This is a genomic window from Pseudomonas sp. RT6P73 (assembly GCF_054897715.1).
In genome coordinates this window covers 5,601,336-5,614,930 of the sequence record NZ_JBUBUV010000002.1, presented here as the reverse complement: position 1 = coordinate 5,614,930, position 13,595 = coordinate 5,601,336, and the positions used below count along the sequence as shown (strand labels likewise).

Here is a 13,595-nt window from a genome sequence, read left to right as displayed (position 1 = left end):
CTAGTGTTAGTCAAAATCCGGACAGTCGCGGCGATCTCCAACACAACCCACTCCTTTCATCCGTCCTCGATTTTTGGCTGGGAGCCAAAAGGTATGCCGCGCGACGGGTTGTCAGTGCGTGCAGGATTGTGGCGCGATCAGTCTGTGCAGCAAGTCGCCTTTAATCGTGAGAGTCGAAGGCGCCAGGGTGAGGAATTTTCCGGAGGACATCGACAGCAATTTTGCCGACAGTTCGATCACGGCCTCCGTCGCGGTCAGCGAGCGGATCACAAACCGGGTATAGGTGGAGCGATAAGCAGACTGAATGTAGTGCTCCCCCTCCCAGTTGGCGCGGATGGAAAAGTTGGCGACGCTATTGCGCCGGTCATCCACCGAATACCCTTGTTTGACGTTGGCACGTTCCAAGGTAACGTCAAAAAAATTGACATCATCAGGGCCGATGAAAAGGCTTACGCCCGGCTCATCGCCATTGATCCATCCAGACCCGATCAGGCGCACCTGTTCACTGGTCACGCGGATGTCTTGAGACATCGGGCCTGCACTGCCGCAAGCCTGCAGAAATATCGACAAAATGGTCATGGTCGTTGTGTGGTTAGCCGTAGACAGACAGATGCTCTCCCTTGCTGAGTGGTCAATACCCGCAGATTAGAGGGTGATGATAAAGGCTGCCAAGGCCACGATTGCCAAACAGCCCAGCACGTTCCCGGTCAGGGGCATCAACAAAATTATCGATAAGACGGTCATCAGGGTGACTGCGAGGGTCAGGTGCAGGCGTAACGAGCCAATCATGTGCAGTGCTCCGTAACAGGTCATCGTGACTGTGCGCGATGTTGATGGAAACAACGCCTCCACCTGATGGTCGCTCTCGCTCTGGGGATGGCGCAAGTGTGCTTCATCTTCAGCCACCAGTAGTTTCATAACAGACCCTTAAAACCAGACTGAAGGGGGTTGGGGCTTCATCAGCCGGACGCGGGGAGCGTATTAAATGCAGGGCTGCACTTTACTCATTCCCTCCTGAACGTCTGCTGAATCCCGGCTGTACCTGAGCTGAACCAAATCGAACAAGGCTTTGATCGTCTTGTCGGGTCGTTTGTGCGTCGTCTAGTGGCGGTACTAACCCGTGAACTGGGTGCCAGGGACTCAATGCGAGCGGATAAGTGCAGCGGCAGTAGGAGGGGCTTGCCGAGGCGCGAGTGGGGGTGAATGCACAGCTGGCTGGGCAGTTAACCGTACTCACTTCGAGCGGGGATCGACAGGGCAGGCCCGCCGCGGTTTACGGACGTTGCAGTTGTGCTGTTCCAATTCGCCGGCGCTGGCGTGCCATCGTCAAGTACTGGGGACGCTGTATGTCTTTGGGTCGCATGATGGGCTCTCACGCTGGTCGACAAGCAGTCAGGGACTTAAAAGTGAGGTGAAAAACCCCCGGCCAGTGCCGGTTCAAAGGGCTTCTGCCTGAGGAACGATACGCGCATGAATTTGCTTTGGGGTGTTCCCACCAAGGACGCGTTGCATGTATGGCGCTTGTTAACGAGCGCCTGGTTGTTGATTGCGCTCAGCACATGGGCCGCTCGCCTTGCACTGAGGTGTGGGCTGCAGCCTATTTAAACGCGGCATTTTTTTTGCGCGTTTGATTCGTCACAAAATATTCCGTGCAAGCCAGTGCGCGTGGAAAGCGAGCGCGTCTCAGCAAGGCGGTTCTGCGCCGTATTGCCCAGGTGCATCGTATTGAAGGGCGCTAAGCTGGGTTTGCCAGCTGAAGTGGCGGGGCTGTCTGACACGCGGGATGAGGGGATTGCCAGTGCAGATCTGCGAAATGTGCCACGCTTAGGGCGCACCGCCGTTGCAGGTGCCGAAGCGTAGAAGGCTCGTAGGGTCATGTGTCGATAGGTGTCAACACCGGTTGAAAACTGACCCACCCTACCGAAGTAAAACTGACCCACCCCGGCGGTGTTTGAGGTCTGTTTATTTTTGTGGCGAGGCCGTTTCTCTCGGCACCACCTGACCTGATTTCAGCTTGTCCTTCAGTCGATAACTTTGTCCGCTGACCTGGACGATATGCGCATGGTGCAGAAGCCGATCCAGCAGCGCAGCGGTCAGTGTTGAGTCGTCGGCGAAGGTCGTTGCCCACTGGCTGAACGGCAAGTTGCTGGTCAGCACCAAGCTGCCATGTTCGTACCGCTTGGCGATCACGTTGAAGAACAAGTTGGCTTCGTCACGGCCAAAAGGCAAATAGCCGATCTCATCAATCACCAGCAGTTTCGAGCGTTGAACAACGCGACTGAAATACTGGGCCAGGCGCCCTTGATGGTGCGCGGCGACGAGTTGCAAAGTCAGGTCGGCGGCAGAGATAAATCGGGTGGAAATGCCTGCCATTATCGCCCGATGAGCCAGAGCGCTGGCCAAGTGTGTTTTGCCAACGCCCGAAGGCCCCAGCAGTACGACGTTTTCCTTACGCTCGATGAAGGCCAGCCCGGCCAGTTCCAGGATCTGGCTTTGCGGCGCGCCGCTGGCGAATTTGAAGTCGTATTGTTCAACCGTTTTCACCGCCGGCAGCCCGGACTGTTGCAGCAGCGCTTGCCGCCGACGCTCGTTTCGAGCGCGATCCTCGCTCAGCAGAAGCTGTTCCAGGAAGTCGGCATAGCTCGTTTCTTTTTCGGCCGCTTGCTGGGCCAGAGCCGGCCAGTCCGTCGCAAAAGTGTCCAGCTTGAACTGTTGGCAAAGAGACTCGATGCGCAGATGTTGAAGGTTCATGGACGCACCTCAAGCAGTGCCTGATAGACAGAGAGCGGATGCTGCAAGCTTTCCACCGGCATGGGTTGGACGACCGAAATCATGCTGCTCGCAACCCCTTGGATCTCTGGCAGGGGCAACAAGTGGTGCACTTCGGTATCCAGTCGGTGTTGCGGTATTTCGCCCGTCGTCGCATGTGTTCGGGCGTTGGCGACCTCCATCAACCAAGGGCCAATCTTGCTGTTCGCGACTTCAACGTCCAACAGCAAGCTGACCTGGTTAAGTGACGCGGCCAGTGGCACTACGAAGCTGTTTTTCAGGTAGTGGTTGAAGCGCTCGACCTTGCCCTTGGTCTGCGCCCGATAAGGCCGGCAGACTTTCGGTGTGAAGCCATAGCGCTCTGCCAAATTCAATAGCGCGGGATTCCAGCGGTGCTGACCGGGGCCATAAACATCGCGTTCCTGGATAATAGTTTTGGCGTTGTCGAAGAGTAGCTTTCGCGGCGTACCGCCGAAGAAACGCAGCGCCTTTTCGATACCGGAACACCAGGCTGCGGAGTCTTCGCGACGGGAGAAAACGACGTAGGTCGCACGGCTCCAGCCCAACGTTGCAACGAATGCCAACAACGGATCGCGGCCACGCCGAATGACGGTGAAGTCCACCTGCATCTGCTCACCGGGCTCGGTTTCAAAGCGAACGACGGCTTCGTTTGCCTTGGATTTCAAGGTCAGCAGAAAGCTGGTGAGGATTGAGTATCCGCCTTCGTAACCCTGCTCGCGGATCTCCCTCAACAGCACGATGGCGGGAATCCAATGGGGTCGAGCGGCTTCTACGCGCTGACGCAGATAGGCCTCGAAAGGCACAAGCTTGCCCACGCGCTGCGCGCGCGGGCCATAGACGACGGGCTGGCGCTGGGCCTGTAATTTGAGGTGGCGTCGAATGGTATTGCGAGAGCAGCCCATCTGCCGGGCGATGGCCCGAATAGACAAACCCTGACGAATAAGAACACTGATTTCCACGTGTTGCTCCTGGGACAGCATGGGCAGCTCGCAAAAGCTGCATTTTGCCCAAGTGGGTCAGTTTTCAACCGGTAGGGTGGGTCAGTTTTGCATCGGTACTGACAGATAGGCAGAGAGGTAATGTGCCGACACTGAATCATTCGGCCCGTTATGGGGGGGAGGCAGGTTTTTGTGCCATGGCCTTAAGTTTTCTGAAAGGTAGACTACGTTGATGGACTTCTAGTTGTAGATCTTGGCCATGGGGTCGTGAGGGCTCTCAGTCACATGGCGGTGTTTCCTTGGGTTCAGTTCGAGGCAACACGGCTTCGGCGTTCGGTGCGATAAGCGGCGTCGGCCAAATCGCGCATTTCCTTCTTTTCGTCGGCATCGATCAGGCCTTGGGCTTTCAATTGATCGAGTTCCTGACGTAACTCGCGGTGCCAAGCATCCACGCTTACGATAAGGAAGGTATTGCCTAGCCGTTCATACCAGTCAGCCAGGCGGCGTGTTTTTTTGTCGCAAGCCTTCATGATCAAAAGTCCTTTTATCCTGAGCCGCGAGCTCATTACTTGTCAGAGATCTGTCCTTGCATAACTGGCGGCATTCTTACGCCGCGGCCGTTGATTGCTGCGCGTAAGGCCTATAAGGAGTCTGTCCCTCTGCCTTGTCTGTGATACGGCCCCTGACGATGCACGCGAGCATAGATAAGGGCGTGTTGGGCCTTTACGCTCGCATGACTTGGTTAGGCATTCAGCAGGGATCAGCGTGAAGTTTTTGCGGCATTTTCTTTTTGTTTATCCGCTCGCGGCGTTTCAGGCCGAGGATCGGATGTCGCCTCAAGTGCGGTGGTCGCGGCAGATTGCAAGGCCGCGGCCTGTTGGCTGTAATCACGCAGGTAAACGATAAACTCTTGCAGAAGACGATCCCACAAGGCCAGGTTGCTGTGCAGATGCTGGGGGCTGACGCCGGCGCCGACTGTGACATCCAGGTCCATTACCAGAAAGTCGCTTTGCACCGACAAGCGTGCAAAACGGCGTGTCGCATTCCAGAGTTCGGTAATGCCAGCCGGCAGTGCTCCCTGAATTCGCAAGGCGCAGCTGTAAGTGAAGTCGATGAAGGCATTCGACTCGATGGCCTGATTACCAAAGCGCACGGCATAGCCGATGCCTTGGCTAGCGCTGAGCAACTGGATCACGCCATTTTGTTCGCTTTGATTGACCCGGTAACCGGCCTCTTGCAAAACATCCGTCAGGTGTTGCGGGGTAACCTGCGTAATCAATTCGTCGTAAGCCATGGTGATAAATTCCTTATCCGTGGAAGTGAGGTCCGTTTCTACGCTGCCATATTATCGAGCGCATGCCGGCGAGTTTCTCAAGAAGAGCGGTTGCAGTGTTGCGGTGCTCTGGCTATTTATCAAGGAGTTGATCGATGACTGGTTATGTTTTTATTATTTTTGATTGTATTTGATGTTTTGTCTGGGCTGGATTTGGGGGTCGTTGCTTTTAGCTTGTTGAAGCGGTCACGTGGGTGGTCGTGCTTATGGATGCAGGTTTAACGGGATGCGCGGCGTGCTGTACGGGTATCCCGGTGCGGGGTGTTGGCGAGCTGTTTGTGCGTTGTATCGCTGCAATAAGTTGCCGCGCCCTGCCAGTATTATTTCTTGCTGGCTTCGTGTGACGACGCACCTATGTACATCGGCTTGTTGCGTTCGGTTTCGTGCGCTCGCGTTTCGTGAAAGAGCACAATTAATTTTTTTTGATAATGTGACATCTGAAATCTTTGCAATACTTTGCTACAGAGCGCGTCGCATCACGGCAATGATCTTCGCCTCATTTTTTATCGCGTTATGGAGCATCCATGAACAACGCTATGCGATTATTATTTGCGAGCGGCTTGGCCTTACTGGCCTTCCAGAGCATGGCTCATGAGCCAAACGTTTCCTTGGTCCACTTCAAGGGGCCACTTTATATTGTAGAAGACAAGGAGTATGAGCAAGAAAACTCGATGGTTTACATCGGGAAGGAAGATATTACCATTATCGGCGCGACATGGACGCCGGTAACTGCCGAGACGCTGGAAAAAGAGATCAGAAAAGTCAGCGCCTTGCCCATCAAAGAAGTAATTAACACCAATTATCATACCGATCGGGCAGGCGGAAATGCCCATTGGAAAAAACTGGGTGCAAGTATTGTATCCACGCAAATGACTGACGACCTGGAAAAAAGCCAGTGGGACAGTATCGTCGATTTCACAAGCCAAGGTTATGCTCAGTACCCGAAGCTTGATGTCAGCCTGCCGGATAAAGTGTTCCCGGGTGACTTTGAACTGCAAAATGGCAATGTTCGTGCCCTGTATTTAGGTAAGGCTCACACCGAAGACGGAATTTTTGTGTATTTCCCGGCAGAGCGTGTCTTGTATGGCAACTGCATCCTTAAGGAAAACCTCGGCAACATGAGGTTTGCCAACCGTGAGGATTACCCGAAGACCTTGAAAAAACTCAAGGGGCTTATTGATCAAGGCGAACTCAAGGTCGACTCAATTATTGCTGGACATGCATCGCCCGTTCATGGCGTAGAACTCATTGATCATTATCTAACACTGCTTGAAACGGCGGCAAAATAAAGTCGATAACAATCAAGTCGTGTGACGGTTGGGGAGCCAGTCCGCCGCGCTGCACCGCCCGCGAGCATTAATGCGTTAATGATCAATAACTAACGGTCGTTTGTGTCGTCACACCGAAAATTGCCTTTTCTTGCCGACGTTGCGCCATAACCTGTTTGTTCAATTACTACGAGCCACCGTCATGAAGTTTTCCCTAAGTCGCCGCAGATTTTTGCTCGCGTCAGCCGTTATTCCTCTTGCCGCAAGCGGCCTATCCTGGGCTGAGGAAATACCTGCGACTACACAAGCGCAAGCACACCAGCAGCTTGTGCAACTTGAACTCACCCTTCGGCGGACGATTAGGCGTATTTGCCTTAAATACGGCTAACGGCCGTCAGCTGGACTATCGATCCGAGGAACGTTTCCCGGTGACCAGTACGTTCAAGTTGCTGCTTGCCTCCGCGATCCTGGAGCGTAGTCAGCAGGCGCCCGCGCTCATGCAAAAACACATTCGGTATGCCCAGGCTGATCTGGTCAGTTATTCGCCCATTACCGAAAAGCACCTCAAAGAGGGTATGACGGTCGCCGAACTCTGTGCGGCCACGGTCCAGTACAGTGATAACGCCGCCGCGAATCTGCTGATGAAGGAGCTGGGGGGACCGGTTGGGATGACCGCTTATGCGCGCTCCATCGGCGACAGTGAGTTTCGCCTCGATCGCTGGGAGCCAGAGCTCAACACCGCCATTGCGGGGGATGTCCGGGATACGACGACCCCTAGGTCGATGGCGCATAGTTTGCAGCGACTTACGCTAGGGGATGCCCTGCAAGGGCCTCAGCGCACGCAGTTAAACGATTGGTTGATCGGCAATACGACAGGGGATGCGCGTATTCGCGCGGGAGTACCCGCTGGTTGGCAAGTCGGCGACAAAACGGGAGGCGGCTCCTACGGCACGGCAAACGATATCGCCATCATCTGGCCCCCGAACCGTCCACCCATCGTGCTTGCCATCTATACCACGCGTCATGACCCAGATGGCCAATCGCGCAGCGACATCGTGGCGGCCGCCGCACGGATCGTGGTGGGCTGGGTTGATTGATTGCCGCGGTCTCTTCGTCACGGCGCGCAGACCGGATCATGCCGGGGAACAGGGGGGGATTACCCCGCACGCCTTTGAGCTAGGCATTTTTCGTTTAGCCATGGGGCGTTGCCGAACAGTGGCTTGGGGCGAAAGTCGACCAGGCTGCGGGTCAGGGTCAGCCGCTGCAAGGAGTAGCGTGCGTTTTCGACAACCAGGCTGCGAGATTGAGCAATGGATTGACAAGCATTGCTGATCTGGCGAGTAGAGCATTTGTCGGCCCGAGAATCTGCGATGCGACTGAACGTGTTGGACCCGGGGCTGGTGCGCAGGCTTGCGCGGTGGCGATCATCGGTATTAACCGAGTGCTCTTGGCTCAAAGCAGGCTCTCGTTGCCATGTTTATGGAGAAAACCTTGGACCACCAATTGGACGATCAATTTTTCGCCGCGTCTGATCAGGTGCCATGCCCTGTTGCGTCGAACGCAACGACTGGCATGAACTGTGACGCAGAGGGTGCGCCGGTGTTGCCAATGAAAGCGGCCAAGCGTGTCTCACCTCCCGCGGTATTGTCCGTTTTTGATTTTGACGGCACCTTAACCCGGCACGACAGCTTTGTGCCCTTTCTCTTTTTTGTTTTCGGCAAGCGAATCGCGTGTCGACAGATGCTCAAGCTGGCTCTGCCAAGCTTGGGGTTTGTCTTGGGAGCTTATTCACGGGACGAGTTGAAGGCACGGCTGGTACAGACCTTTTTGACGGGGGTCAACGCCCAATGGCTTGGGCAGGCTGCGGCTCGGTTCAACCAGGCACGCTGGAGCAGGATGATGCGCCCGGCGGGCTTGCGCGCCGTCGCCGCCGAAATTCAATCCGGGGCGGTCGTCACCCTTTGCTCCGCCTCCCCGTCTTTGCTGCTGCGTACCTTTGCCGATCGCCTGGGGGTCGAGCTGATTGGCACCGAACTCGAGATCGTTGACGGGTTGCTAACCGGTCGTATTATCGGCGGTAACTGTCGAGGTGGAAACAAAGTGCTGCGTCTGGAAGAGGTGTATGGGCCTCTGCGGCAAATACGCTTGCGAGTGTGGGGCGATTCTCCGGGTGACAATGCCTTGTTGTTTCGGGCGCAAGATCCTCATTGGAGGCCGTTTCATCCGCGTTGGCAGGTGTGGTGAGCGGATTTGTGGCTAGCTGCTTGCACACTCGGTGTCCCTCCTATGAGAGGGGGCACGCCATTACGTGGATAGCTACAAATCAGCGAAGAACGAGCGCGAAAGAGTGACGCGAGTGTGGCTGTCGCAACGGTGCCACGCTCTGTTTTACTTATGAGGCGATGTGGCCAATTGGCGTTTGAGCAGCAGGAAAATACACCCGCCCAGAATTATCGTTGAGACTGGCAGGGCGAGAAAGACACCTTTTATCCCAAGCCAGGGAGCCAGCAGTAGCAGCGCAGGAATCTGAATCAGCATATTCAAGAGCGTGACGGCGATGGCTTTTTTGTTGTCGTTCACCGCCTGAAAATAGGCGGCGGCCAATACCAGACCCCCATCGATGAACAAGGCAAACAGATGCAGCTGCAGCGCCTGCACCGTTGCCGCGGTTAACGTGGCGTCCTCGGCACTGACAAAAATGCTCGTCCAGACTTGTGGGACGAGGAAGAGCAGGGCAACGAACACCAAGCCGCTGCCAAGAATCCAGCGCAGTGCCAAAAAGAACGTTTGTCTGATTGGCGCCTTAAGGCCTGCTCCGTGGAAATAACTCACGATCGGCTGCATTCCGGTGGCGAGGCCTTCGGCGAGCAGGTAATAGACGGTCATGACATAGCCACTGACAGCATAGGCGGCCACATGCACCGTATTGCCGTAATGCATGAGCGCAAAGTTGTGCAGCAAGACGGCGATGCTGGCATAGAGGTACATTAACAAGCTGGAAAAGCCGCTGACCATGATCGCGGTCAGCAGTGTCGTTTGTGGCTTGATCCAAAGGTACGCGCCTTTCAAGGGTAGCGCGCTGTATCTGGAGAACAAAAAACTCATACCGATGATCACCGACAGCGACTCACCCAAGACAGTGGCCCATGCTGCCCCCTCCAGTCCCCAGCCCATCAGGACAATAAACACATAATCGAGCAGCACGTTGGTGACGGCCCCCGCAAGCATCATGAGGGTGGCCAGTATGGGCGCGCCGAGGTTGCGCACGAGAATGGGGAGGGCCAGGCTCGCCATGATTAACGGTGAGCTCCAGCCAAAGACACGCAAATAGTCGCGCCCGTGGCGCAATACGCCGTCCTCAACGCCCTGGGCAAGCAACAAGTGATCGCCGAACATGATGATCAGCGAGCCGACAACCAAGCTCAGTACGATGAGGCCCCACAGACCGTGGATGATGAACTGCTGGGCTTTGCGCGGGTTGCCTTCGCCCTGTGCGATTGAACAATGAATACCCGTGCCCATCCCCAACATCAGGCCGACGCCGGCCATCAGTCCAACCCAAGGCCATGCGGTGTTGATTGCCGCTAATCCTTGTGCGCCGACAACGTGACCAATGAAAATCCCATCCACAATCTGGTAGAAGCCGCTGACCAGCATGGCAAACACGGTTGGCCATGCATATCGCCAGTAGGTGGCTGAAATGCTTGCGCTGGTGAGAGGGAGGTTTTTTTCGGGCATGGGTCTAACCTGGCAATGTGAAGACCTGACCATCACTGGTAGGGCTGTCGTGAAGTGGCGCTGCATTGTCCTGCAGGCGACACGAGGTTTATCGGGGCAGGTGCTTGAGTCTCCTCCTCATCACCATGCAAAGCTGGTCGTCCACGCAGCGAGTTGGCAGCAGGCCATTCGATGGTAAGTGAAAAGCAAAAGACAGGAAGTGCAAGGCGGCGACTGCTTGGCAGATGCCAATACACTCCAAGCGCGTTGGGGCTTGTGACTCATTCGTACTACCAACCGCTCAATCTACACGGGCGCAACGTTTGCACCGGCACGATGATTACCGAATCGTGCCGGCACCCATTCATGGACTAAACGATGTCATGCATGCTCGGATGCGGTAGGCAGAAATATGCCCTGACCAGGGCCGGCGCCGGTAGATCCCTGGAGTAGAGCCAGCCTTGTGCTTTTTCTGCGCCCAGTGCGCTGATACGTCCTGCTTGACGCATGGTCTCAATGCCCTCGACCACGACGTCGATGTCCAGCTTTCTGGCCATTTGCAGCAAGTGGGACAAAATGATGTTCGAGGAGGCGGTTTCGCAGCGCACGGTGAATGACTTGTCTATCTTAATGATGTCCACCGGCAATTGATCCAGATAAGACAAACTGGAATAACCGGTGCCAAAATCGTCCAGCACGATTCGATGGCCTTCGGCGCGCAGGCGGTTCAACTGAACGGCGGCCCGCTCACGGTCCAGTGCCACACGTTCTGTGACCTCAAAGGCAAACCGTGACGCAGGGAGCTTGTATGTGTCCAGAAGCTGTTTGATAAAGTCTGGGAACGTGGGGTCCGTGACATCGGCGGCCGAAAGGTTAATCGTGATGTAAAAAAACTCGTCACACGCCCAGAGAACCTGTGAATACTCCTCGATGACCTGCCGGCATACCCAGCGGGTTACATTTTTCATCAGGTCCCGTTGCTCCAGCTCCGTAATAATCGTTTCCGGATTAAAGGTCGATCCCTTGGCGGGCCAGCGTAACAAGGCTTCTGCCCCCAACCATTTTCCCGACGGTATGTCCACGATCGGCTGATAGTGCACCTTGATTTCGTTAAGGTTAAGCGCGTTAAGAAAGTCAGGAACAGTGCTGACGCGATCCTTGTGACACAAGACGATTAACTTTCGAATAATCCAGCGCCATGGAGAGTCTTGAGCCAGAAATGGGAGGGAGTAAACGGCGGTAAGCCGTGATTTCGTCGTCAGTATTTCCGTTGGATTAACAGTGTTCCGACTAAAAGAAAAAAAGGAAAAAAAAGCTCGCCAAGTGCGACTTGGGACCGAGGCAACAGGTACCTTACATTTCATGTAATCCCCCTATTAGCTAATTAGTTAGTCACGTCGTTGGGCCGGCGCACAGGGAGGGCAGGGGCGCGGCAATTATGGGCCTCCGCCCACAGGCCGGATGCATTCCTAGCGTCTACGTAGTAGACAAGGCCTTAGCAAGGTTGAGTATAGGGATAAGAGGATTCCGGCAAGGGCAATAGTTGTGAATTTATTGGAATTCACACGAACCCTAGGGCTTGGCTCCGGACGTTCATGTTCAACGTACGTGACATGGGGTGAAACTGAGGGGGGGCAACCGATTTGTTCGATTTAGCCAGAATCGCCTAGGCCTTTGAATAATGCAGGCATCCCAGTATCCCAACGCTTTAAGGTGCATGCACTGCGCGATGTTCTCAAGCATCTTATTGCGCCAGTAGGAAGGGCGACAAGGGGGAATCGCGCCCTTGTCGCAGGTCTCTCATTGTATAATGATAAAGCTATGGTGTTTTTGAAGCAGGGCGCTTATGTGGCGACACCAACTCTGCTCGGAGAATGTTAACATGTTTGGGGGCCGTTAAACCGATACGGATATTGCCGTGGCGTACGCTCAGCACCTTCACAGTCACTACGTCATTCAATACGGCCGCTTGGCCGGGGCTAAACTCCAACTCGATCATTGACATCGTCCTTTGATTAATGGCTGAGGTAGGCTGGTCGTGCGAGAGGTGGCGAGTAAAATAAAGAGTTGTGAAAAGATGATTTTTGATAAGCCTCTGGATCTATCGATTTTTGCAGACTGAATTCCGACACGATTTTCATGGCTGCGCCAGGCGTTAACACTTTAGGGCTCTGGTCCGAAACAACGAACAGCACTCAATTCTTTCACATAAAAACACAGGCTGCCTCCAGCGGTGTTGAGTTTGTACAGCGTGAGTTCAGACAAAGCCGTAGAAAGAAACGTTTGATTAAACGAAATATCCCGATCAATGGGCAGGGTGTAGTTTGGCGTATTCTCATCTTTTTGAATAATAAAACGCCCGCTGCCGGCGAGGCTGCTGACGAGCTTCAATGTGTATTTACGGCTATCTTGATGGATGGCTTCAAATTGGTGAAGTTGTCGGCCGTGCGACTGCAATCTTAAATTGGAGGGGTATTCTGTTCCACTGCTCGAGATAACAGTCCCCGAAGCAAAATATATACCCTGAAAAACGGGCTGTTGGGACAGGACTATATAGATTGCGTGCAGGGTCGTTGCCAGCACAATCGCTGAGATGAGGCTTGCTCTAGTGTTAAATGTACGGCTCATTCCAGGCACCCCTTAAGTTGTTCGGTTGTGAGAGTGCCTAGCTGCTTTCTGTGAACGGTTAAAAACTTGACATTGGTTCCGCTGTCGATGCAGGTGATTTCATAAAAGCTGTGCATGCGGTTAAAGATCACCGTTTCTGGTCGGTTGACCATACTCATCAGGCGAGTATGTACGGCCCGCAGATCATTTTTGATCTGGGTCAGTTCCTCTTCGCTTTCGATGGCATAAATAGTGGTCAGGTCCCCTGTGCTCTCCTCTATGACAGACAGACCGGACTGCTCGAACAACAGCCAATCAATGCGCCAAATAAACGTACCCAGAAGCACGGCCAGCAACGTCGCCAGCATAAAATTGACCGAAGGCCTGATAGCTGGGGCGTCTGGTTCGGCCGCAATTGCTTGCGGCGGTTCGATGGTGGGAGCGGGGCCATGTAGTGGCAATGAGTGACACTCTTTCATGTCAACAAAACAGCTTGGCTCGGGGTCATTGCAGAGAAAGGCTGAGTTGAAGCGGTAGCCACGTCGTGGAAAGGTTTGGATGATGGCCCGATGATCATCGTCATGAAACAGCTCGCGGATGTTGGAGATGGCCTGATTGAGGCTGTTCTGGCCGACCACGCGGCGCGGCCAGGCAAATGAAAAAATCTCTTCTCGACTAACAATGACGTCCGCCTTGAGGATCAATAGTTCCAAAATTCGGCTAGAGGTATAGCTAAGTTCGACATTCTTGGCCGACGATCCATCATGAATGATAATTTGATGTTTGGAAGGGGTGAAGCGGGCATGCTGCTGACCGTCGAGAAAAGTAATGAAGTAGTTGTAAGTATTAAGATCGTTTTCGGAGGATGTGACGTTGTCATTGGTTAGCATGTTGTGTGCCTCTGTGACCTTATTCGCGACCAGACCAGCAAATTCATTATCC

At 54.4% G+C, this 13,595-nt stretch carries 13 protein-coding genes and 1 pseudogene; 3 read left to right on the top strand and 11 right to left on the bottom strand.

The window, feature by feature from the left end:
- Positions 1 to 111: 111 nt before the first annotated feature.
- From ACYZT6_RS25865 to ACYZT6_RS25840, 6 genes are all read right to left on the bottom strand, one after another.
- Positions 112 to 579, bottom strand: coding sequence for a hypothetical protein (locus tag ACYZT6_RS25865; RefSeq protein ID WP_462029164.1), 468 nt, complete (start codon positions 577 to 579; stop codon positions 112 to 114).
- A gap of 66 nt (positions 580 to 645) precedes the next feature.
- Complete coding sequence (locus tag ACYZT6_RS25860) at positions 646 to 918, bottom strand: hypothetical protein (protein WP_462029163.1); 273 nt, start codon at positions 916 to 918, stop codon at positions 646 to 648.
- A gap of 1,044 nt (positions 919 to 1,962) precedes the next feature.
- Positions 1,963 to 2,751: an IS21-like element helper ATPase IstB gene (istB, locus tag ACYZT6_RS25855; protein WP_461987631.1), complete on the bottom strand. Its 789-nt coding sequence runs from the start codon at positions 2,749 to 2,751 to the stop codon at positions 1,963 to 1,965.
- The gene (istA, locus tag ACYZT6_RS25850; RefSeq protein WP_462025424.1) at positions 2,748 to 3,770 is read right to left on the bottom strand and encodes an IS21 family transposase; all 1,023 of its coding nucleotides are present in this window, start codon (positions 3,768 to 3,770) and stop codon (positions 2,748 to 2,750) included. The genes istB and istA overlap by 4 nt, the downstream gene beginning before the upstream one ends.
- A gap of 263 nt (positions 3,771 to 4,033) precedes the next feature.
- On the bottom strand, positions 4,034 to 4,258 hold the full coding sequence (locus tag ACYZT6_RS25845; protein WP_462029162.1) for a hypothetical protein: 225 nt from the start codon (positions 4,256 to 4,258) through the stop codon (positions 4,034 to 4,036).
- A 230-nt stretch (positions 4,259 to 4,488) separates the two neighbouring features.
- Entirely contained in the window at positions 4,489 to 5,022 is a 534-nt protein-coding gene (locus ACYZT6_RS25840) for a YbjN domain-containing protein (protein WP_462029161.1), read from the bottom strand.
- 563 nt (positions 5,023 to 5,585) lie between these two features.
- Here ACYZT6_RS25840 and bla (ACYZT6_RS25835) point away from each other — a divergent pair.
- The 3 genes and pseudogenes from bla (ACYZT6_RS25835) (at position 5,586) to ACYZT6_RS25825 (ending at position 8,573) form a co-directional block, all read left to right on the top strand.
- Complete coding sequence (bla, locus tag ACYZT6_RS25835) at positions 5,586 to 6,350, top strand: SFH-related subclass B2 metallo-beta-lactamase (protein ID WP_462029160.1); 765 nt, start codon at positions 5,586 to 5,588, stop codon at positions 6,348 to 6,350.
- 181 nt (positions 6,351 to 6,531) lie between these two features.
- Positions 6,532 to 7,426 (top strand): annotated as a pseudogene (gene bla, locus ACYZT6_RS25830) (class A beta-lactamase).
- 511 nt (positions 7,427 to 7,937) lie between these two features.
- Entirely contained in the window at positions 7,938 to 8,573 is a 636-nt protein-coding gene (locus ACYZT6_RS25825; RefSeq protein ID WP_462030017.1) for an HAD-IB family hydrolase, read from the top strand.
- A gap of 144 nt (positions 8,574 to 8,717) precedes the next feature.
- Here the strand turns inward: ACYZT6_RS25825 and ACYZT6_RS25820 are convergent, their stop codons facing one another.
- The 5 genes from ACYZT6_RS25820 to ACYZT6_RS25800 form a co-directional block, all read right to left on the bottom strand.
- Positions 8,718 to 10,067: an MATE family efflux transporter gene (locus ACYZT6_RS25820; protein WP_462029159.1), complete on the bottom strand. Its 1,350-nt coding sequence runs from the start codon at positions 10,065 to 10,067 to the stop codon at positions 8,718 to 8,720.
- A 350-nt stretch (positions 10,068 to 10,417) separates the two neighbouring features.
- Positions 10,418 to 11,410, bottom strand: a complete 993-nt coding sequence (locus tag ACYZT6_RS25815; RefSeq protein WP_462029158.1) for an EAL domain-containing protein — start codon at positions 11,408 to 11,410, stop codon at positions 10,418 to 10,420.
- A gap of 455 nt (positions 11,411 to 11,865) precedes the next feature.
- On the bottom strand, positions 11,866 to 12,045 hold the full coding sequence (locus ACYZT6_RS25810) for a carbon storage regulator (RefSeq protein WP_462029157.1): 180 nt from the start codon (positions 12,043 to 12,045) through the stop codon (positions 11,866 to 11,868).
- A 164-nt stretch (positions 12,046 to 12,209) separates the two neighbouring features.
- Entirely contained in the window at positions 12,210 to 12,674 is a 465-nt protein-coding gene (locus ACYZT6_RS25805) for a hypothetical protein (RefSeq protein WP_462029156.1), read from the bottom strand.
- The gene (locus ACYZT6_RS25800; protein WP_462029155.1) at positions 12,671 to 13,543 is read right to left on the bottom strand and encodes a winged helix-turn-helix domain-containing protein; all 873 of its coding nucleotides are present in this window, start codon (positions 13,541 to 13,543) and stop codon (positions 12,671 to 12,673) included. The genes ACYZT6_RS25805 and ACYZT6_RS25800 overlap by 4 nt, the downstream gene beginning before the upstream one ends.
- Between the last annotated feature and the right edge of the window lie 52 nt (positions 13,544 to 13,595).